Here is a 16430-nt window from a genome sequence, read left to right on the forward strand (position 1 = left end):
GTTCAGTGATCCTGAGGGTGAATATCGGCTGTGGCGAGAAACGCCAGCAGCGTTTGATTGAAGCGTTCGGGTTGATCGAGCGGGGTGGCGTGGCGCGAATCGGCGATCACCACCAGCCGCGCATCGGGCAGCAGTCTGACATAGGTTTCTTTCAGCGAGACGGGGGTGTAGTCCCGGTCGGCGCTGACGACGAGCGTTGGACAGGAGATCCTCGAAAGTCGTTCCTGAACCCCCCAGCCAACAATCGCATCGAAGCTGGCGAGATAAGCACGTTTGTCGTTTTTTGCCCAGCGCTCGGCCATCTTCTGTCGCAAATCCGCCTGCTCCGGTTTGGGGAACAGTTTGGCGCCCAAGGCCTTGCCGATGGTGGCCAGACTCAGCAAACGCATCAGGCTCCAGCGCTTGAACCACTGCCAATAATCGTCACGACTGCGCACCTTGACCTCGGGCGCGCTGTTGACGATGGTCAGGCTCTTGAGCATCTGCGGCTGATCGACGGCGAACTGGAAGCCGATCATGCCGCCCATGGACAGCCCGGCGTAGTGCACCGGGCCGAGCTTCAAATGTTCGATCAGGGCGACAATGTCGGCGCTGAAACCGGCGATGCTGTAGCGCTCGCGGGGCTTGTCGGAGCGACCATGGCCGCGCACGTCCGGGACGATCACTCGGTATTGTGCGGCCAGTGCCGGGATCTGCATTTCCCAGTCCAGGGTGCTTGAGCCGAGCCCGTGAACCAGCAGCAACGGATCGCCGTGGCCATATTCCTCGTAGTGCAGGTTGCAGCCTTCATGCTCGAAATACGCCATCGGTGAACTCCGTGTCAGGCTTGTTCGGGGGCGGCGAACGGTGCGTCCAGCGGCAAGGTGTCGAAGGTGCGCAACAGTTCGACGAGGATCTGCGAAGCCGGGCCCAGCGGTTTGTCCTTGTTCGAATACAGATAGAAACTCGGATTGCGGCTGCCGCCCTGATCCAACGGTAGCAGCTTGAGCAGGCCTTCCTTCAATTCACGTTCGATCATGTGCCGTGGCAGCCAGGCAAAGCCCAGGCCGCTGGAGACGAAATTGGCGGCGGTGGCGAGGCTGCCGACGGTCCACCGCTGCTCCGCACCGAGCCAGCCGACGTCCCGGGGTTGCTGGCGGCCGGAGTCGCGGATCACCACTTGCATCTGGGTTTCCAGGTCCTGGAAATTCAGTTCACGGTTCAGCCGATGCAGCGCGTGTTCGGGGTGGGCGACGGCGACAAATTCCACATCGCTCAACTCCGCGCCGAGGTAGCCGGGAATGCTCAGGCCGGTGATCGCCAGATCGGCCACGCCTTCGAGCAACACCTCCTCGACCCCCGACAGCACTTCTTCACGCAGACGCACGCGGCAGCCACGGCTCTGCGGCATGAATGCGGTCAATGCGCGAACGAGGCGGGCGCTCGGGTAGGCGGCATCGACCACCAGTCGCACTTCGGCTTCCCAGCCTTGCTCCATGTGATGGGCGAGGTCTTCCAGTTGGCTGGCCTGTTTCACCAGTTGTCGCGAACGCCGCAGCAACACGCCGCCGGCTTCGGTCAGCACCGCCTTGCGGCCGTCGATGCGCAGCAACGGCACACCGAGCTGGTCCTGCATGCGGGCGACGGTGTAGCTCACCGACGATTGCGAACGGTGCAACGCTTCGGCGGCCTGGGCGAATCCGCCGTGGTCGACCACCGCCTGCAATGTTCGCCATTGATCGAGGGTCACGCGGGGCGCTTTCATCGATAGCTCCTCTTGTCCTAAGCTGGCTGTCCCTCATGGAGACTGCCGAATGAAAAAATTCTGTTGTGTGGTACTGGCGTTGCTGCCGCTGACCGCGTTTGCGTATCCGATCGATGTGCAGAAGAATCTCAATGGCCTGAAGATCGACTACGAGTCCTTCGATACCGATAAAGACATCGGCTCCATCCGGGTCGCCAACTACGGCGAGGTCGACGCGGTCTGCAAAGTCGTGTTCAGCAATGGCCCGGAAGCGCCGCGCACCCGCAATATCGAAGTGCCGGCCGGCAAACACACCAACGCCACCGCCAAGTTCTCCCGGGAGATCATCAAGCTGCGCGTCGAACTGACCTGCAACCCGAAATAGCGGTTTTGCCTCTCTGTAGGAGCGAGTCAGCCCGCTCCTGCAGGTGTAGCTTGCATCTAAACGAATATTTCGATGGTTTGCAGCAATTATTTGCGCTTTTTCATCGATACGACTCTGTTTAACCTTCACTCCATCGACTTACAACATTCTCGGATGGAGGCTACACACCATGTCCCGCGTTCTGATCATCGAAAGCAGCGCCCGCCAGCAAGACTCGGTATCCCGTCAACTGACCCAGACTTTCATCAGTCAGTGGAAAGCTGCACATCCGGCCGATCAGATCACCGTCCGTGACCTCGCCGTGAACCCGGTGCCACACCTGGACAGCAACCTGCTGGGCGGCTGGATGAAATCCGCGGAACAGCGCAACGCCAACGAACAGTCCTCGCTGGATCGCTCCAACGAACTGACCGATGAACTGCTGGCCGCCGACGTGCTGGTGATGGCCGCGCCGATGTACAACTTCGCGATTCCAAGCACCCTGAAAGCCTGGCTCGACCATGTGTTGCGTGCCGGCGTGACCTTCAAGTACACCGAGACCGGTCCGCAAGGCCTGCTCAGCGGCAAGCGTGCCTACGTGCTGACCGCTCGCGGCGGCATCTACGCCGGCGGCCCGGCGGATCACCAGGAACCGTACCTGCGTCAGGTGATGGGTTTCATCGGCATCCACGACGTGACCTTCATCCACGCTGAAGGCATGAACCTGGGCGGCGACTTCCAGGAGAAAGGCCTCAACCAGGCCAACGCCAAACTCTCCCAGGTCGCTTGATATGTTAATCGCCAGATAATCGCCGATTGTTCTAGTGACCTGGCGCAACCCCTTCAAGGCTCTACGCGCATCGAACCTCCCTTTGCACTTGTTGCTCCTGAGTGCTGTAGCCCGATTGAACGCTTTAGCGAGATCGGGCTTTTTTTTGCCCGGGATTTAGCGATGGCCGGGAAAAACCGCTATCGTCGCCGCCATTCGAAATCGAGGCGACCATGGGCTATCTACTTATTGTCACGCTGATCCAGGCGTTTTCCTTCAGTCTGATCGGCGAATACCTGGCCGGGCATGTCGACAGCTACTTCGCGGTGCTGGTGCGTGTGGTGCTGGCCGGGCTGGTGTTCATCCCGCTGACGCGCTGGCGCTCGGTGGAACCGGCGTTCATGCGCGGCATGCTGCTGATCGGTGCGTTGCAGTTCGGCGTGACCTACGTCTGCCTGTACCTGAGCTTCCGCGTGCTGACGGTGCCGGAAGTGCTGCTGTTCACCATCCTCACGCCGTTGCATGTGACGTTGATCGAAGACGCTCTCAACCGACGCTTCAACCCGTGGGCGCTGATCGCCGCACTGGTGGCGGTCGCAGGCGCTGCGGTGATTCGCTACGACCGGATCAACCCGGACTTCTTCATGGGTTTCCTGTTGCTGCAACTGGCCAACTTCACCTACGCCGCCGGGCAGGTGCTGTACAAGCATCTGGTGGCGAAGCACCCGAGCGATCTGCCGCACTACCGGCGCTTCGGTTTCTTCTACCTCGGCGCACTGGCGGTGGCGTTGCCGGCGTTCCTGCTGTTCGGCAAATCCAGTTTCCTGCCCGAAGCGCCGCTGCAATGGGGCGTGCTGGTGTTCCTCGGTCTGGTCTCGACCGCACTCGGCCTGTACTGGTGGAACAAGGGCGCGTGCCTGGTCAACGGCGGCACCCTGGCGGTGATGAACAACCTGCACGTGCCGGTGGGGTTGCTGCTGAACCTGCTGATCTGGAATCAGCATGAAGAGTTGGGTCGATTGTTCCTCGGTGGCAGCGTGATTCTGGCGGCGGTGTGGATCAGCCGGTTGGGGATTCGCAAGCCGGCGCCAGTTGCCCCACCAGAAACTCGATAAACGCCCGGGTCTTCTGCGGCACCCGCCGCGCTGACGAATACACCGCGTTGATGGTGATCGCCGGGGCCTGCCATTCGCACAGCACCGGCACCAGTCGCCCGGCCGCCAGTGCTTCTTCGACGATGAAGTCCGGCAGCAGCGCGATGCCCATGCCGGCCTCGGCCGCTTGCGCCAGCAAGTCGCCGTTGTTGGCGTGCAGCGGTCCGGTGACGTTGACTCGCTGCGTCTCCTTGCCGTTGCACAGTTGCAGACTGACGCCACTTTGCAGATAGCCGTAGTTCAAGCATTGATGCGAGCGCAGATCCTGCGGCGACTGCGGCGTGCCCGCGCGCTCGAGGTAAGCGGGGGAGGCGACCATGATGCGCGGCGCCGGCGCCAGTTGCCGGGCGATCATGGTCGAGTCGGGCAGGCTGGCGATGCGGATGGTCACGTCGAACCCGCCGCGCACCGGATCGACCTGTTGGTCGCTGAGTACCAGTTGCAGCTCGATGTTCGGGTGCTGTTCATGAAACAGCGGAATCAGTTTGCCCAGCCGCCGCAAGCCGAACGACATCGGCGCGTTGACCCGCAACACCCCGCGCAATTCGCCCACCCCGTCCCGCGCTCGCTGCTCGGCCTCGTCCAGTGCCGCAATCACTTCCCGCGCCGCTTCGAAATACTCCGCGCCAGCCTCGGTCAGGTGCAGGCTGCGGGTGGTGCGTTGCAGCAGTTGCACGCCGATGGCTTCTTCCAGCGCTTGAATCTGTTTGCTGACTTTCGACCGGGGCACGTCCATGGCCCGGGCGGCGGCTGCGAAGCCGTTTTCGCCGACCGTCACCACGAAGGCGCGCATGCATTCGATGCGATCCATGATTGTCCCTTTTTTAGAATCAATGATTCTCGATTTTAGGGAATTGTCCCTTTATCGGCCAGCCCCTAAAGTGACATCCAAGCCGAGACAACAACGCCGAAGACGGCAAGCCACTCGACTCCCCCATTACCCAATCGAAACTCTGAATCGACATCAAAAGGAACGCGCCATGTCTATCCGTGAACTGCTCAACCCGACCAACTCCGCCCTGATCCTGATCGACCACCAGCCGCAAATGGCTTTCGGCGTGCAGTCGATCGACCGTCAGACCCTGAAGAACAACACCGTCGGCCTGGCCAAGGCAGCGAAGATCTTCAACGTGCCGACCATCTACACCTCGGTCGAAACCGAAAGCTTCAGCGGCTACATCTGGCCGGAACTGCTGGCGGTGCACCCGGAACAGAAGCCGATCGAGCGCACCTCGATGAACTCCTGGGAAGACAAGGCGCTGGTTGACGCGGTGAAGGCCACTGGCCGCAAGAAGCTGATCATCGCCGCGCTGTGGACCGAGGTCTGCCTGACGTTCCCGGCCCTGGAAGCGCTGGCTGAAGGTTACGAGGTTTACATCGTCACCGACGCATCCGGCGGCACCACCAAAGAAGCCCACGACATGTCGGTGCAGCGGATGATTCAGGCCGGTGCCGTACCGGTGACCTGGCAGCAAGTGCTGCTCGAGTACCAGCGTGACTGGGCACACAAAGACACTTATCAGGCGGTGATGGACCTGGTGCTGGAACACAGCGGCGCGTACGGCATGGGTGTCGACTACGCCTACACCATGGTGCACAAGGCACCGCAGCGTCAGGCCTGACAAGTCAGCCGGACAAAAAAAGACGCAACCTGGGTTGCGTCTTTTTTGTTGCGCTCAAGAAAACTCTACATCACATGTTTTTCGGCTTCTGGAATGTGGCTTGCGCCGAGGACCGCCGGCAATATCCCGGAACGCAAATCCCCACCACTCGGCTGCTGATACAGGCTCAACCCGAACTCCGGCAGCACCGCCAGCAGGTAATCGAAAATATCCCCCTGGATCCGCTCGTAATCGGCCCACACCGTGGTGGTGGTAAAGCAGTAGATTTCCAGCGGAATGCCCTGGGCCGTGGTCTGCATCTGGCGGACCATGCAGGTCATGTTCGGCTGGATCTCCGGATGACTCTTCAGATAGGCCAGCGCGTAGGCGCGGAAGGTGCCGATGTTGGTCATGCGCCGACGGTTGGCCGACATCGCCGCGACGTTGCCCTGCGCTTCGTTCCAGGCCTTGAGCTCGGCTTTCTTGCGGCCCATGTAGGCGGTCAGCAGGTGCACCTGGGACAGTTTCTCTTCTTCATCGTCGCGGATAAAACGCACACCGCTGGCGTCGATGAACAGGCTGCGCTTGATCCGCCGCCCGCCGGACTGCTGCATGCCGCGCCAGTTTCGGAACGACTCGGACATCAGGCGCCAGGTCGGGATCGAGACGATGGTCTTGTCGAAGTTCTGCACCTTGACCGTGTGCAGGGTGATGTCGACCACATCGCCATCGGCACCGACTTGCGGCATTTCGATCCAGTCGCCGACCCGCAGCATGTCGTTGCTGGTCAGTTGCACACTGGCGACGAACGACAGGAGCGTGTCCTTGTAGACCAACAGGATCACCGCCGACATCGCACCCAGACCCGACAGCAGCAACAGCGGCGAACGGTCGATCAGGGTGGCGACGATGATGATCGCGCCGAACACGTACAAGACCATTTTCGCCAGTTGCACATAACCCTTGATCGAGCGGGTGCGGGCGTGTTCGGTGCGGGCATAGATGTCCAGCAGCGCATTGAGCAGGGCGCTGACCGACAGCAGCAGGAACAGAATGGTGAACGCCAGCGCCACGTTGCCGAGGAATACCATGGCGGTCTTGCTCAGCTCCGGCACCAGGTGCAGGCCGAACTGGATCACCAGCGACGGCGTCATCTGCGCCAGGCGCTGAAACACCTTGTTATGCCGAAAGTCGTTGATCCAGTGCAGCGCGGGCTGGCGACCGAGCATGCGGCTGGCATGCAGGATCAGGTAACGCGCCACTCGTCCGAGGACCAGCGCGATCACCAGCAGCAGGATCAGTGCCAGGCCGGCGTGCAGGAGCGGGTGCTGATCGAGGGCACCCCAGAGGTCTTGGGCGTTGAGCCAGAGCTGTTTGAAATCCATGAGGGCAACGATTCTTCTGTAGGACGCGACGGGCGATTAGAGCATTTAAGACGCTGTGTATTACCGTTGGAGACAAATCGAGCAACAAAAAAGCCACTGATTGCGGCTGATTTCATAAAGAAACTCGGCCTGAGCGCTCGAAACCGGTAACCTATGCAGCTGTTTTTCTGCATATCTTCGAGGTAGCACCCGTGTTTTCCCAATTCGCCCTGCACGAACGCCTGCTCAAAGCCGTGGCCGAGCTGAAATTTGTCGAGCCAACGCCTGTGCAAGCCGCGGCCATTCCGCTGGCGCTTCAGGGGCGTGACCTGCGGGTGACGGCGCAAACCGGTAGCGGCAAGACCGCCGCGTTTGTCCTGCCGATCCTCAACCGCCTGATCGGCCCGGCCAAGATCCGCGTCAGCATCAAGACCCTGATCCTGCTGCCGACCCGCGAGCTGGCCCAGCAGACCCTGAAGGAAGTCGAGCGCTTTTCGCAGTTCACTTTCATCAAGTCCGGCCTGATCACCGGCGGTGAAGACTTCAAGGTCCAGGCCGCCATGCTGCGCAAGGTGCCGGACATCCTGATCGGCACCCCGGGCCGGATGATCGAGCAACTGAACGCCGGCAACCTCGATCTGAAAGAAGTCGAAGTGCTGGTGCTCGACGAAGCCGACCGCATGCTCGACATGGGTTTCGCCGAAGACGTGCAGCGTCTGGTCGATGAATGCCCGAACCGTCAGCAGACCATGCTGTTCTCCGCCACCACCGGCGGTTCCGGCCTGCGCGAGATGATCGCCAAGGTGCTGAACAACCCTGAGCACCTGCAGCTCAACGCGGTCAGCCAGCTGAACGACACCACCCGTCAGCAGATCATCACCGCTGACCACAACCAGCACAAAGAACAGATCGTCAACTGGCTGCTGGCCAACGAGACCTATCAGAAGGCTATCGTCTTCACCAACACCCGGGCCATGGCCGACCGCATCTACGGTCGTCTCGTCGCCCAGGAATACAAGGCGTTCGTGCTGCACGGCGAGAAAGACCAGAAGGATCGCAAACTGGCGATCGACCGTCTGAAGCAGGGCGGCGTGAAGATTCTGGTGGCCACCGACGTGGCGGCCCGTGGTCTGGACGTTGATGGCCTGGATCTGGTGATCAACTTCGACATGCCACGCAGCGGCGATGAATACGTACACCGCATCGGTCGTACCGGCCGTGCCGGCAACGACGGTCTGGCGATCTCGCTGATCTGCCACGGCGACTGGAACCTGATGTCGAGCATCGAGCGTTATCTGAAGCAGAGCTTCGAGCGCCGCACCATCAAGGAAGTCAAAGGCACCTACGGCGGACCGAAAAAGGTCAAGGCCTCGGGCAAGGCTGTTGGCGTGAAGAAGAAAAAGACCGATGCCAAGGGCGACAAGAAAAAAGCCGCCGCCAAGACCCCGACCAAGCGCAAGAGCGCCAACCGTCCGAAACCGGATTCTCTGGTGAGCAGCGACGGCATGGCCCCGCTCAAGCGCCGCAAGCCGGCTGCACCTGCGGCCGAGTAAGGCGTTTCAGACTGGCAATAAAAAAACCGGACAGTGTCCGGTTTTTTTTATTGCCAGCGTTTATCAGCTGCCCAACTGTCCACGGGTGTCGGCATCAAAGCGTTGCTTGGTCTGATCCGCCTTCGGTTTGAGCTGCGCGAGCAGGGCGGCCTCGCTGTACAGCCCGGTCAGGGCCAGCTCCCTGGGCGTCGGCTCGATCGGGATCAGCACATCTTCACCGGCCGCGTGCAGCCAGATCGCCACGACATGCAGCGCCGAAACGAACAGCACTCGCAGCTCGACGGTTTTGCCCTGCAACTGTGGCGATTGCTCGGCCAGTTTCAGTGCATCGACCGTGGCGGCCGCCAGGTTGCCGTGGTTCAACGAGGCAAACTCGACGTGACCGCGGACTTCGGCCAATTGCGCATCGGCAATCGACACGCCGTCGGCAAACACCAGGTAATGCCAGTCACCGACCCGGGCGTCCTTCAGGCCTTTGCCCTGGCTCAGATCCTCCAGGCTGAGCGAGTAGCCGCGATAGGCCTCACTGAGGCTGATTTTCGCCGGCGCCGCACTGGCGAACAGGCGATTGATGCCAAATCCCTGGGTTTGCAGCGCCGCTTGCAGCACCGGACGCAAGGTCTGTACGCCGTTGGAAGGCGCCTTTGGATAAGTCAGTTGCATGATGTCGCCCTCCTAGTTTTTCGCCGTGAAGTAAGTGTGGGTCCAGTTGCCGCCACCGTTGTAGGAACCGGGGAACGAGCTCAGTGCGCGGGTCGAGTAGCCGTAGATCGAATCCGCGACCAACACGTAGTTGCCGTTGGTGCCATAGATCGTCAGGAAGTGCGCACCGCCGCCGTACCAGGCACAGCGCAGACCGACGGGGCGACCCATGTTGATCTGGTTCTGGATGGCCGACATCTGCAACGAACCCTGATTCATCCCGTTGTAGCTGCGGGTGGTTTGCAGGGCCGAATCCAGATAGCCGTAGACGTTGCACGGCCCCGGCTGGCTGCAGCAGTTGCGGTTCAACTGGGTGCTGGCAACGCCGCATTGGGTCCAGGACCCGGTGCCGTAATAGTTGCCGACCGAAGCGGAAACCGCGGCCCAGCACCAGTTGGTCTGGGTCTGTTGCTGCATCGTGAAGTTCAGGCTAGAGGCCGCCAGGGCCTCGGTCTGTGGCGCGGCTTCAACCTCGACCAGTTGCGCGTCGAGCAGGTGGCCGGAAAGGCACCTGGGCAGGGTGTTGCCGGTGTATTGCGTTGTTTCAGTGGTTAACATTTTTCAATCCTCCATGAATGAAAACAAATGTCCTGCATGTATTACGAGCCGTCGGCGGTTAAGGGGTGCCACTTCTGCGGCGGGTTCCGATCAGGCTCGAGGTAACCCTAGGTCTGAATATGCATTTGTGCAAATAAATAAATGCACAAATGCAATTATACGGACGGAAGGACACTGCTTTGAGCATGTCCTTTGTGGTGGAGGCTGAAGCCCGAGGCCGTTAACCCTCGGTTTTGTGCTCGGCCGAATCCAGCTCCTTCAAGCGCTGGTCGATCAACTGGCATTTGTCCGGCAGATCGGCAGAGGCGGTGCCCAGATCCATTTTCTGCAGCTCGGCGTTGATTTCCTTGGCCTTGGTCGGGTTTTGTTCGGTGAGTTTTGCCACTTCCTGGGCCAGTTGCTCGCGCTTGGCGGTGGCTTCTTCCGGGGTGCAGGCCCACACGGGCAGAGCACAGGCGAAGGTGGTGGCGAGTGTGAGAGTGAGCAGGGTTTTCATGGGGGCAGGCCTCGGATCCGGTTAAGGCGGGGTAACCGGTTGAGGGTTTTTGTCAGCAAAAAGTTCATTACGGCCAGTGTTGCGATGATGTCTCGTTCAACAGTCGACCTCGGCAATTGAATTACCTATGCATCGGTTGAACACATCGACAATAAGTTCGTCATCACCGTGGTAGGAATGAATGCATGCCTTGATCCATTCCTCTTGATCGACCATCCCCCAGTCGATGAGATAGCCGGCATTGAAAATGATGTACTCGAACGGGATGCGTTGGGTTCGGCCATTCCCCTCCCTGAACGGGTGAGCCACATTGAGAGTCCCGTATGACTCGGCGACAGCCGGAACCAGCTGTTGACGGGAAAACCCTTCAAACCAGCCAGCATCCGCCATCTTCGAAAGCTCTTTTGCGACCTCTCGCTCAATGTATTCCGGGCTGCAAAACCGCGTGCTGCCTTTACTGATTGCCAGTGTCCGGATTTCGCCAGCCCATGGATAGATCGCTTCAAACAAGGTGCGGTGCACATGTTTTAAAGTTGCAAGGCTGTAGGGGGGAGGAATGAATTCCAGATGCGCAGAGGCTACTTCATTGATGTAGCGTTCTGCTTCATCCAGATCTTCGGCATTGCGTAAGTCGAGCAAATTGACAAGAACGTCGGTGCCCGGATAACAATCCGGGGCCTGGTCAGAACCGTATTTATCGTTGCTCAAGCTTTCAAGAGCTGGACCGCTCTCAAGGCAGCGGCCCTGACGGGAAGTTTGATATCGCCATCAGTCGGTGATGGAACAAAGCCTTCCAGGCGCAGGCTGGCCGCGAAATTGGCTTTGCGGTGCTTAGCGAACCAGGCCTTCTTGGTTTGCAGACTCAGCTTTTCCATATCAGTCTCTTGATGCGGGAATGTGCCAATTATAGTCGAACGAAGCCGTGTCGGCTCGTTCGACCTAGCATCGCACATCCTGCGTTACCATTGAACCTGCTCAGGCTGAAAGGCTATCCATCATGGCAGCAGCTGGAATTTTCTGCCCCGTCATACCGATCATGATGCCGCACCCACTCCATGATTTCGTCCTCGTTTCGCCCCTTGGGCGTGAGGTCGAGAAAGTTATAGGCGCCCACCAGCATGTCCAGACCCCGGGCGTAGGTTGAGTAGGTGTGGAATATCTCGCCGTTATTGGCGCGATAGAACACGCTCAGCCCGGGCATTTCCTCTTCGCCACTGTCAGTCTTTTCATAGTTGTACGTAGCCTTTCCGGCTTCGGCGTCTTCAGCACGGGCGCAAACGCCAAAGTCGTAGTTGAAATCGGAACCGTCCGACGACACCCAGTCGAACTTCCAGCCCATCCGCCGCTTGAACGTCTGGAATTCGGCGAATGGCGCGTGGGATACCGCCACCAGCGCAATGTCATGATGGGCCAGGTGCAGATTGGCGCCGTCGAAGTGATCGCCGAGGAACGAACAACCCTGGCAGCCTTCTTCCCAGCCCTTGGCGAACATGAAGTGATAGACGATGAGTTGACTGTGCTGGCCGAACAGGTCGGCGAGTTTCATTTCGCCGTCCGGCCCCATGAAGCGGTAGTCCTTGTCGACTTTCACCCACGGCAGCGCGCGGCGTTTGGCGCTGAGGCGGTCGCGTTCCCTGGTGAAGGCCTTTTCATCGGCCAGATGCTGCTTGCGGGCGGCGAGCCATTCTTCGCGCGACACCACCGGATGATTCTCAACGTTCATGATGATTTCTCCTGCGGGGTTGAAACCGTCTGTCTCAGACTAGTCGCTTAACGCCGTCGGAAATCGACAGACCGCCGGTCGGTCGGTGCCGCAAATGAAGCTGAACGGCTATTGCTCGCTCGGGTCACAACCTAAGACAGCGCCATTAATCACGCGCACCGGAGGTTCAGGATGACGACTTATAACTGGGATTTGATTGAACGCCTGCTGCATGAAGTGCAGAACGGCGCAGGCCACAGCTTTGCACCGCGTTCCTATGCCGAAGACTATGCAGCGGAAAAAGCGGCGGCAGGCGAGCCGATCGAGAATCTGGATCATCTGAAAACCATCGCCTGTGAATACGAGCAGAAGCTGTTGCTGCGCGGTTATATCGAACCCCGTGGCGACGATGAAGGCAGCACCGGCAACAACTTCAGCCTGACCCCGCGTGGGTCGAGCCTGTTGAGCCTGATCGACAGCAGCATTCCCGGTAACGATCATCCGCGTCAGGTGCTGGATGAACAGGAGGATGCACTGGATGAGGCGACCTTCGACCGTGTAGCGTCAAAAGCGCAGATTGCCTGAAGGCCTGCTGCGATCCCTCTGGAGCCGGATTTTCCGGCTCCCGCAGGTTCAATGAACCTCAGCCTGCTTTCGCCGCTTTCAGACACTTCAAATCATTGAAGTCCTTGCGCACCCCTTCGATTTTCTTCAACAGGCGCTGGCGTTGTTGCGGTGTGCTTTCTGCCATCAGATCCACTGCCAGCGAGCGCGCCTGAGCCTCGGTGTCGGCGTAGGCCTTGCGGTAATCCGCTGTCCATAAACGCTCGCGATAGACCAGAAGTGTCTCGATACGCTGTGGGAATTCCGGACTTTTGCGCTGGGCAACGGCGGCGCTGAACTGCTGTTGCCAGTGCGCACGGTTGGCGATCCATTGAGTGTTCTGATCGCCGAGTGCGGTTGACCACGCCATCACCCGTTGCTCTTGCGTGACACTCAATGGCCCGAGCCAGTCGTTGAGGCGCTTGTCCATGCGGGCGCCACGCTCGGCGATCTGCTGAGCCAGCGGTGGCTTCACATACTCCTGCTGACGTTTGCGCAGGTCCTTGGCAAACGCATCGTTCATGTCGGCGACCTGTTTGTCGTCCAGCCCTTGCAGCAACTCGATGGCCGATGGGGTGATTTCCCGGGCGGTTTCGGCAATCGCCTGCTTGGCTTCCAGAGTGCGGGCCTGAAGTGCGGCGTCGGTGACCTGATTGGTCTCGACCATGGTTTGCAGGCGATCCAGCCAGTCCAGATAACCCGGCAATTGCGTGGTGCAGTGCCAGCTGAGGTGTTCCTTGAGGCGTTCGTTGAACCAGCCTTTCTGCTCGCCGGTCATGTCCAGGTAGTCGCTGAGCGTCCATGGAATGATCACGTCGAGATTGCGGTAGGCCAGGCCGACGCGGCTGCACGCGCCGAGGGCGAGGGTGAAGACCAACAGGGTGGCGCAGTGTTTGAACCAGCGAGACATGAGCGAGTCCTTGCGAAAGCCTGGCGTCTGATTCTTATGTGAACGCAGGATGCTCCCGGCAGTTCAGCCAATCAATAGAACGCGCGTTCGGCCTTGAGCGTGACCAGCCCGTCGCACTGGCTGTTGTGCCCGGAATAGGCGGAGCAATCGCTGCCGCTGAGGCTGGAATTGCTGTAGATCAGGTCCAGGTCGATGCCCATCACCGGCCGGGAAAATTTCACCGACCAATCGGTAAAACTGCTGACATAACCGCCGTCCACCGAGACCGGCGTATTGAGCTGATGGGTGGTGTATTTCATGCTGATCCCGATGCCGAACGGCTGGTTGCCGCCCAGATCGGCAAACAGCGTGTTGTTCTGTTTGTCCGGATCGTTGCTCAGTGCGATGCCGAAACGGCTGCCGAGCAGGGTCAGTCCGCCAAACAGCTCCTGGCTGTCGAGGGTGTCGACCTTCGGATAGCTGTAATGGATCATCCCGACTTCGTAGCCGAGGGTTTGATCGAAGGGTTGTTTGAAGCCTACGTAGGAGTCGATCTCCAGATTCTTGCCCGGCGTCAGCCCCATGCTCGGCGCGTATTGGCCAACGTAGAGGCCGCTGTCATGGGTCAGATCGAGGCCGCCGTGAAACGAGCCGGCCGCCGAGGGCTTGACCAGGCCCTGAGCCATGCTGCGGCTGGGCGTAGTGCCGAGCTTGAGGTCGAAGTCGCCGAGTTCGCGCTGGAAAATCTGCGCGTGCGCCACCGGGCTCGCCAGCAGTCCTGCAAGAAATAAACAGAGGGGTTTGAGCATGCGTCACTCCATGAACAGCGAGCGCAGGCCGACGTACCTGCTGAAACGCTTGATCCAGACGCGTGCAAGGATACCGGCGAATGATCGGCATCGAGGGCCGTTCGTCGATTTCTGATGTTTTGTCGGTTTGATTAAACGCGAGAGAGGTCTTGCGAGGGTTCCGGTCCAGACGCTTCGAAGCTCAAAGCGCCTTGGGACTGGGATGTTGCGGGGTGTTACTTCTTGCCCAGGCTGATCTGCTTGGACGGGCCGAACGTCTGGCCGCTGACGCCCTTGGCAATTTGCTGGATCTCGCCGCCGGACTTGAGGAATGCCGCGATCTGATCGTTGATCGATTCGCTGGTTTCAACGGCTGGAGCTGGCTTTGCTTTGCTGGTGGATGCTTTTACACGCATGGCGGCCATTAACCTGTAGAAAAGTAACTCGGCCAGGCATCGTACAGGAATAACTTGACAATTGCTTGGTAAATATCCCCCGGAATAACCCGGCGTGTGGGTGGATTATTCTCGATTAATTATTAGAAATATCCCGCTAACCTGCTGTTTTAAATAACAACATTTATCGAGATCGGTGGCTTTTTCGCGGGGGCGGCGCGCTGCGAAGTCGCCGAGGTGGTCTGACGAGTGGCGCCCGCTCGGTGGCAAACCAAGGAAAATCAAGGCTTCGCGCAATTTTCGGTTTGCCGGAGCATCTGCCGGCCAACGAACCCGGCAAAACCGGGTAGAATGCCGCCCACGCAATGAGGGTATTGGAAATGGCTTTAGTCGGGCGCTACAACAGTTTGCAAGTGGTTAAACACACTAACTTCGGTTTATATCTGGACGGCGGTGCCGACGGCGAAATTCTTTTGCCCAACCGTTATATCCCCAAAGATATTCCCAGCGAAGATGAAGACTGGCTCAATGTTTTCATTTATCTGGACAGCGATGACAAACTAATTGCCACCACTGAAAAACCAAAAGTTCAGGTCGGTGAATTTGCCAGTTTGAAAGTTGTTGAAGTCAACAGCATCGGTGTGTTCCTCGATTGGGGGCTGCCGAAGGATCTGCTGCTGCCTTACTCCGAAGAAAAACGCCAGATGACCGCCGGCGAATACTGCGTGGTGCATGTCTACCTCGACAAACACACCCGCCGCATCACCGCCACCGCGCGTCTTGATCGCTACCTCGACAAGACCCCGGCCAACTACAGCGTGGGCCAGGAAGTCGATCTACTGGTGGCCGAAGCCACTGACATGGGTTTCAAGGCCGTCATCAACAACAAGCACTGGGGTTTGATCCACAAGAATGAAATCTTCAAGTTCATGCGTTCCGGCATGCGCGAGAAAGGCTTCATCAAGGAAGTGCGCGCCGACGGCAAGATCAGCCTGAGCCTGCAACCGGTGGGGCAGGAAGCGGCCAGCAGCCTGAGTTCGAAGATTCTCGCCAAGTTGCGCGAAAGCAACGGCACCCTGGCCGTCAGCGACAAGAGCGACCCGGCGCTGATCAGCAGCCTGTTCGGTGTCAGCAAGGGCAACTTCAAGAAGGCCATCGGTTCGTTGTACAAGGAAGGCAAGATCGTCATTCATGCCGATCGCATTGAACTAACCTGAGCCTGACGTGGCCCATGTTGCATGGGCCAACCTGAGGTCGGGCAAATGAAAAAAGCGCTGATTGCCTACGTCGCCACGCTGCTGACGTTTCTTTTGCTCGACGGCCTCTGGCTCGGCGTGTTGATGGCGCCGACCTATCGCGAACTGCTCGGTCCGCTGATGCTCGAAAAACCGTTGCTGGTGCCAGCAGCGGTTTTTTATTGCCTGTACGTTTTCGGCTGCGTGGCGTTTGTGGTGTTGCCGGCGCTGACCTGGCAACGTGCTGTCCGCATGGGGGCGCTGCTCGGGCTGGTCGCTTACGGCACCTATGACCTGACCAACTGGGCGACGCTACGTGGCTGGTCGGTGCAGGTGACGTTGCTGGATTGGGCATGGGGGACGTTTGCCACGGCGCTGGCCTGTACGGTCGGATTTGTCGTGGCCGGCCGGTTTGGCAGGTCAACCCATCACCGCTGACGCTTCAGGAGAATGAAGTGTCTCTTCCAGACGGCTTTTTCTGGCCAACTGGTTAATAATCCCCGAGACCATTTTTTGCCCCGGACGAAGAGCCGG

Annotated in this window: 21 protein-coding genes; 8 read left to right on the forward strand and 13 right to left on the reverse strand. The window is 59.3% G+C overall.

What is annotated here, in order from left to right; all coding sequences use genetic code 11:
- Positions 1-2: 2 nt before the first annotated feature.
- Together DLD99_RS07895 and DLD99_RS07900 are read right to left on the reverse strand one after the other, a co-directional pair.
- On the reverse strand, positions 3-806 hold the full coding sequence (locus tag DLD99_RS07895; protein ID WP_085710330.1) for an alpha/beta fold hydrolase: 804 nt from the start codon (positions 804-806) through the stop codon (positions 3-5).
- Between the two features lie 14 nt (positions 807-820).
- A complete protein-coding gene (locus tag DLD99_RS07900) occupies positions 821-1744 on the reverse strand; it encodes a PA3225 family LysR-type transcriptional regulator (RefSeq protein WP_007956543.1) in 924 nt (307 codons plus the stop codon).
- A gap of 49 nt (positions 1745-1793) precedes the next feature.
- Here DLD99_RS07900 and DLD99_RS07905 point away from each other — a divergent pair, with 49 nt between their 5' ends.
- The 3 genes from DLD99_RS07905 to DLD99_RS07915 all read left to right on the forward strand — a co-directional run bounded on the left by DLD99_RS07905 (position 1794) and on the right by DLD99_RS07915 (position 3971).
- A complete protein-coding gene (locus DLD99_RS07905) occupies positions 1794-2108 on the forward strand; it encodes a 3-phosphoglycerate kinase (protein ID WP_114881834.1) in 315 nt (104 codons plus the stop codon).
- 169 nt (positions 2109-2277) lie between these two features.
- Positions 2278-2877, forward strand: coding sequence for an FMN-dependent NADH-azoreductase (locus tag DLD99_RS07910; protein ID WP_085730052.1), 600 nt, complete (start codon positions 2278-2280; stop codon positions 2875-2877).
- A 212-nt stretch (positions 2878-3089) separates the two neighbouring features.
- Positions 3090-3971, forward strand: a complete 882-nt coding sequence (locus DLD99_RS07915) for a carboxylate/amino acid/amine transporter (protein WP_114881835.1) — start codon at positions 3090-3092, stop codon at positions 3969-3971.
- Here the strand turns inward: DLD99_RS07915 and DLD99_RS07920 are convergent.
- Entirely contained in the window at positions 3916-4821 is a 906-nt protein-coding gene (locus DLD99_RS07920; RefSeq protein ID WP_007956547.1) for a LysR family transcriptional regulator, read from the reverse strand. The genes DLD99_RS07915 and DLD99_RS07920 overlap by 56 nt on opposite strands.
- Before the next feature lie 169 nt (positions 4822-4990).
- Here DLD99_RS07920 and DLD99_RS07925 point away from each other — a divergent pair, with 169 nt between their 5' ends.
- Positions 4991-5632, forward strand: coding sequence for a hydrolase (locus DLD99_RS07925; RefSeq protein ID WP_007956548.1), 642 nt, complete (start codon positions 4991-4993; stop codon positions 5630-5632).
- A gap of 65 nt (positions 5633-5697) precedes the next feature.
- On the opposite strand, the gene DLD99_RS07930 is transcribed toward DLD99_RS07925, so the two are convergent.
- The gene (locus tag DLD99_RS07930; RefSeq protein ID WP_114881836.1) at positions 5698-6996 is read right to left on the reverse strand and encodes a mechanosensitive ion channel family protein; all 1299 of its coding nucleotides are present in this window, start codon (positions 6994-6996) and stop codon (positions 5698-5700) included.
- Positions 6997-7187: 191 nt separating this feature from the next.
- On the opposite strand from DLD99_RS07930, the gene DLD99_RS07935 reads away from it, so the two are divergent.
- On the forward strand, positions 7188-8528 hold the full coding sequence (locus tag DLD99_RS07935) for a DEAD/DEAH box helicase (RefSeq protein ID WP_085710336.1): 1341 nt from the start codon (positions 7188-7190) through the stop codon (positions 8526-8528).
- A 63-nt stretch (positions 8529-8591) separates the two neighbouring features.
- Here DLD99_RS07935 and DLD99_RS07940 read toward each other — a convergent pair whose 3' ends face one another.
- The 6 genes from DLD99_RS07940 to DLD99_RS07965 all read right to left on the reverse strand — a co-directional run bounded on the left by DLD99_RS07940 (position 8592) and on the right by DLD99_RS07965 (position 12007).
- Positions 8592-9191, reverse strand: coding sequence for a hypothetical protein (locus DLD99_RS07940; protein WP_114881837.1), 600 nt, complete (start codon positions 9189-9191; stop codon positions 8592-8594).
- Positions 9192-9203: 12 nt separating this feature from the next.
- On the reverse strand, positions 9204-9788 hold the full coding sequence (locus DLD99_RS07945) for a papain-like cysteine protease family protein (protein ID WP_114881838.1): 585 nt from the start codon (positions 9786-9788) through the stop codon (positions 9204-9206).
- Positions 9789-10008: 220 nt separating this feature from the next.
- Positions 10009-10284 carry a hypothetical protein gene (locus DLD99_RS07950; RefSeq protein WP_085710342.1) on the reverse strand — a complete coding sequence of 92 codons (276 nt, stop codon included), beginning with the start codon at positions 10282-10284 and terminating at the stop codon, positions 10009-10011.
- 96 nt (positions 10285-10380) lie between these two features.
- Positions 10381-10992: a Fic/DOC family protein gene (locus tag DLD99_RS07955; RefSeq protein WP_114881839.1), complete on the reverse strand. Its 612-nt coding sequence runs from the start codon at positions 10990-10992 to the stop codon at positions 10381-10383.
- Positions 10989-11159 carry a YhfG family protein gene (locus DLD99_RS07960; protein ID WP_114881840.1) on the reverse strand — a complete coding sequence of 57 codons (171 nt, stop codon included), beginning with the start codon at positions 11157-11159 and terminating at the stop codon, positions 10989-10991. The genes DLD99_RS07955 and DLD99_RS07960 overlap by 4 nt, the downstream gene beginning before the upstream one ends.
- Positions 11160-11272: 113 nt before the next feature.
- A complete protein-coding gene (locus DLD99_RS07965; RefSeq protein ID WP_114881841.1) occupies positions 11273-12007 on the reverse strand; it encodes a DUF899 domain-containing protein in 735 nt (244 codons plus the stop codon).
- Between the two features lie 171 nt (positions 12008-12178).
- Between DLD99_RS07965 and DLD99_RS07970 the strand changes: the two genes are divergently transcribed.
- A complete protein-coding gene (locus tag DLD99_RS07970) occupies positions 12179-12571 on the forward strand; it encodes a transcriptional regulator (protein ID WP_114881842.1) in 393 nt (130 codons plus the stop codon).
- Between the two features lie 58 nt (positions 12572-12629).
- Here the strand turns inward: DLD99_RS07970 and DLD99_RS07975 are convergent, their stop codons facing one another.
- The 3 genes from DLD99_RS07975 to DLD99_RS07985 all read right to left on the reverse strand — a co-directional run bounded on the left by DLD99_RS07975 (position 12630) and on the right by DLD99_RS07985 (position 14691).
- Entirely contained in the window at positions 12630-13499 is an 870-nt protein-coding gene (locus DLD99_RS07975) for a DUF6279 family lipoprotein (RefSeq protein ID WP_114881843.1), read from the reverse strand.
- 71 nt (positions 13500-13570) lie between these two features.
- Complete coding sequence (locus DLD99_RS07980; protein ID WP_114881844.1) at positions 13571-14287, reverse strand: TorF family putative porin; 717 nt, start codon at positions 14285-14287, stop codon at positions 13571-13573.
- Between the two features lie 215 nt (positions 14288-14502).
- Positions 14503-14691: a hypothetical protein gene (locus tag DLD99_RS07985; protein ID WP_016985943.1), complete on the reverse strand. Its 189-nt coding sequence runs from the start codon at positions 14689-14691 to the stop codon at positions 14503-14505.
- 350 nt (positions 14692-15041) lie between these two features.
- On the opposite strand from DLD99_RS07985, the gene DLD99_RS07990 reads away from it, so the two are divergent.
- Both DLD99_RS07990 and DLD99_RS07995 read left to right on the forward strand, forming a co-directional pair.
- Entirely contained in the window at positions 15042-15878 is an 837-nt protein-coding gene (locus DLD99_RS07990) for a CvfB family protein (RefSeq protein ID WP_085710349.1), read from the forward strand.
- Between the two features lie 45 nt (positions 15879-15923).
- Positions 15924-16334, forward strand: coding sequence for a DUF2177 family protein (locus tag DLD99_RS07995; RefSeq protein ID WP_114881845.1), 411 nt, complete (start codon positions 15924-15926; stop codon positions 16332-16334).
- Positions 16335-16430 lie beyond the last annotated feature (96 nt).

Origin of the sequence: Pseudomonas kribbensis (assembly GCF_003352185.1) — a bacterium.
Taxonomy (GTDB): domain Bacteria; phylum Pseudomonadota; class Gammaproteobacteria; order Pseudomonadales; family Pseudomonadaceae; genus Aquipseudomonas; species Aquipseudomonas kribbensis.

What these genes read in the sequence shown, in the direction of transcription:
- DLD99_RS07895 (WP_085710330.1), bottom strand. Translation starts at nt 806, where the DNA reads ATGGCGTATTTCGAGCATGAAGGCTGCAACCTGCACTACGAGGAATAT.
- DLD99_RS07900 (WP_007956543.1), bottom strand. Translation starts at nt 1,744, where the DNA reads ATGAAAGCGCCCCGCGTGACCCTCGATCAATGGCGAACATTGCAGGCG.
- DLD99_RS07905 (WP_114881834.1), top strand. Translation starts at nt 1,794, where the DNA reads ATGAAAAAATTCTGTTGTGTGGTACTGGCGTTGCTGCCGCTGACCGCG.
- DLD99_RS07910 (WP_085730052.1), top strand. Translation starts at nt 2,278, where the DNA reads ATGTCCCGCGTTCTGATCATCGAAAGCAGCGCCCGCCAGCAAGACTCG.
- DLD99_RS07915 (WP_114881835.1), top strand. Translation starts at nt 3,090, where the DNA reads ATGGGCTATCTACTTATTGTCACGCTGATCCAGGCGTTTTCCTTCAGT.
- DLD99_RS07920 (WP_007956547.1), bottom strand. Translation starts at nt 4,821, where the DNA reads ATGGATCGCATCGAATGCATGCGCGCCTTCGTGGTGACGGTCGGCGAA.
- DLD99_RS07925 (WP_007956548.1), top strand. Translation starts at nt 4,991, where the DNA reads ATGTCTATCCGTGAACTGCTCAACCCGACCAACTCCGCCCTGATCCTG.
- DLD99_RS07930 (WP_114881836.1), bottom strand. Translation starts at nt 6,996, where the DNA reads ATGGATTTCAAACAGCTCTGGCTCAACGCCCAAGACCTCTGGGGTGCC.
- DLD99_RS07940 (WP_114881837.1), bottom strand. Translation starts at nt 9,191, where the DNA reads ATGCAACTGACTTATCCAAAGGCGCCTTCCAACGGCGTACAGACCTTG.
- DLD99_RS07945 (WP_114881838.1), bottom strand. Translation starts at nt 9,788, where the DNA reads ATGTTAACCACTGAAACAACGCAATACACCGGCAACACCCTGCCCAGG.
- DLD99_RS07950 (WP_085710342.1), bottom strand. Translation starts at nt 10,284, where the DNA reads ATGAAAACCCTGCTCACTCTCACACTCGCCACCACCTTCGCCTGTGCT.
- DLD99_RS07960 (WP_114881840.1), bottom strand. Translation starts at nt 11,159, where the DNA reads ATGGAAAAGCTGAGTCTGCAAACCAAGAAGGCCTGGTTCGCTAAGCAC.
- DLD99_RS07965 (WP_114881841.1), bottom strand. Translation starts at nt 12,007, where the DNA reads ATGAACGTTGAGAATCATCCGGTGGTGTCGCGCGAAGAATGGCTCGCC.
- DLD99_RS07970 (WP_114881842.1), top strand. Translation starts at nt 12,179, where the DNA reads ATGACGACTTATAACTGGGATTTGATTGAACGCCTGCTGCATGAAGTG.
- DLD99_RS07975 (WP_114881843.1), bottom strand. Translation starts at nt 13,499, where the DNA reads ATGTCTCGCTGGTTCAAACACTGCGCCACCCTGTTGGTCTTCACCCTC.
- DLD99_RS07980 (WP_114881844.1), bottom strand. Translation starts at nt 14,287, where the DNA reads ATGCTCAAACCCCTCTGTTTATTTCTTGCAGGACTGCTGGCGAGCCCG.
- DLD99_RS07985 (WP_016985943.1), bottom strand. Translation starts at nt 14,691, where the DNA reads ATGGCCGCCATGCGTGTAAAAGCATCCACCAGCAAAGCAAAGCCAGCT.
- DLD99_RS07990 (WP_085710349.1), top strand. Translation starts at nt 15,042, where the DNA reads ATGGCTTTAGTCGGGCGCTACAACAGTTTGCAAGTGGTTAAACACACT.
- DLD99_RS07995 (WP_114881845.1), top strand. Translation starts at nt 15,924, where the DNA reads ATGAAAAAAGCGCTGATTGCCTACGTCGCCACGCTGCTGACGTTTCTT.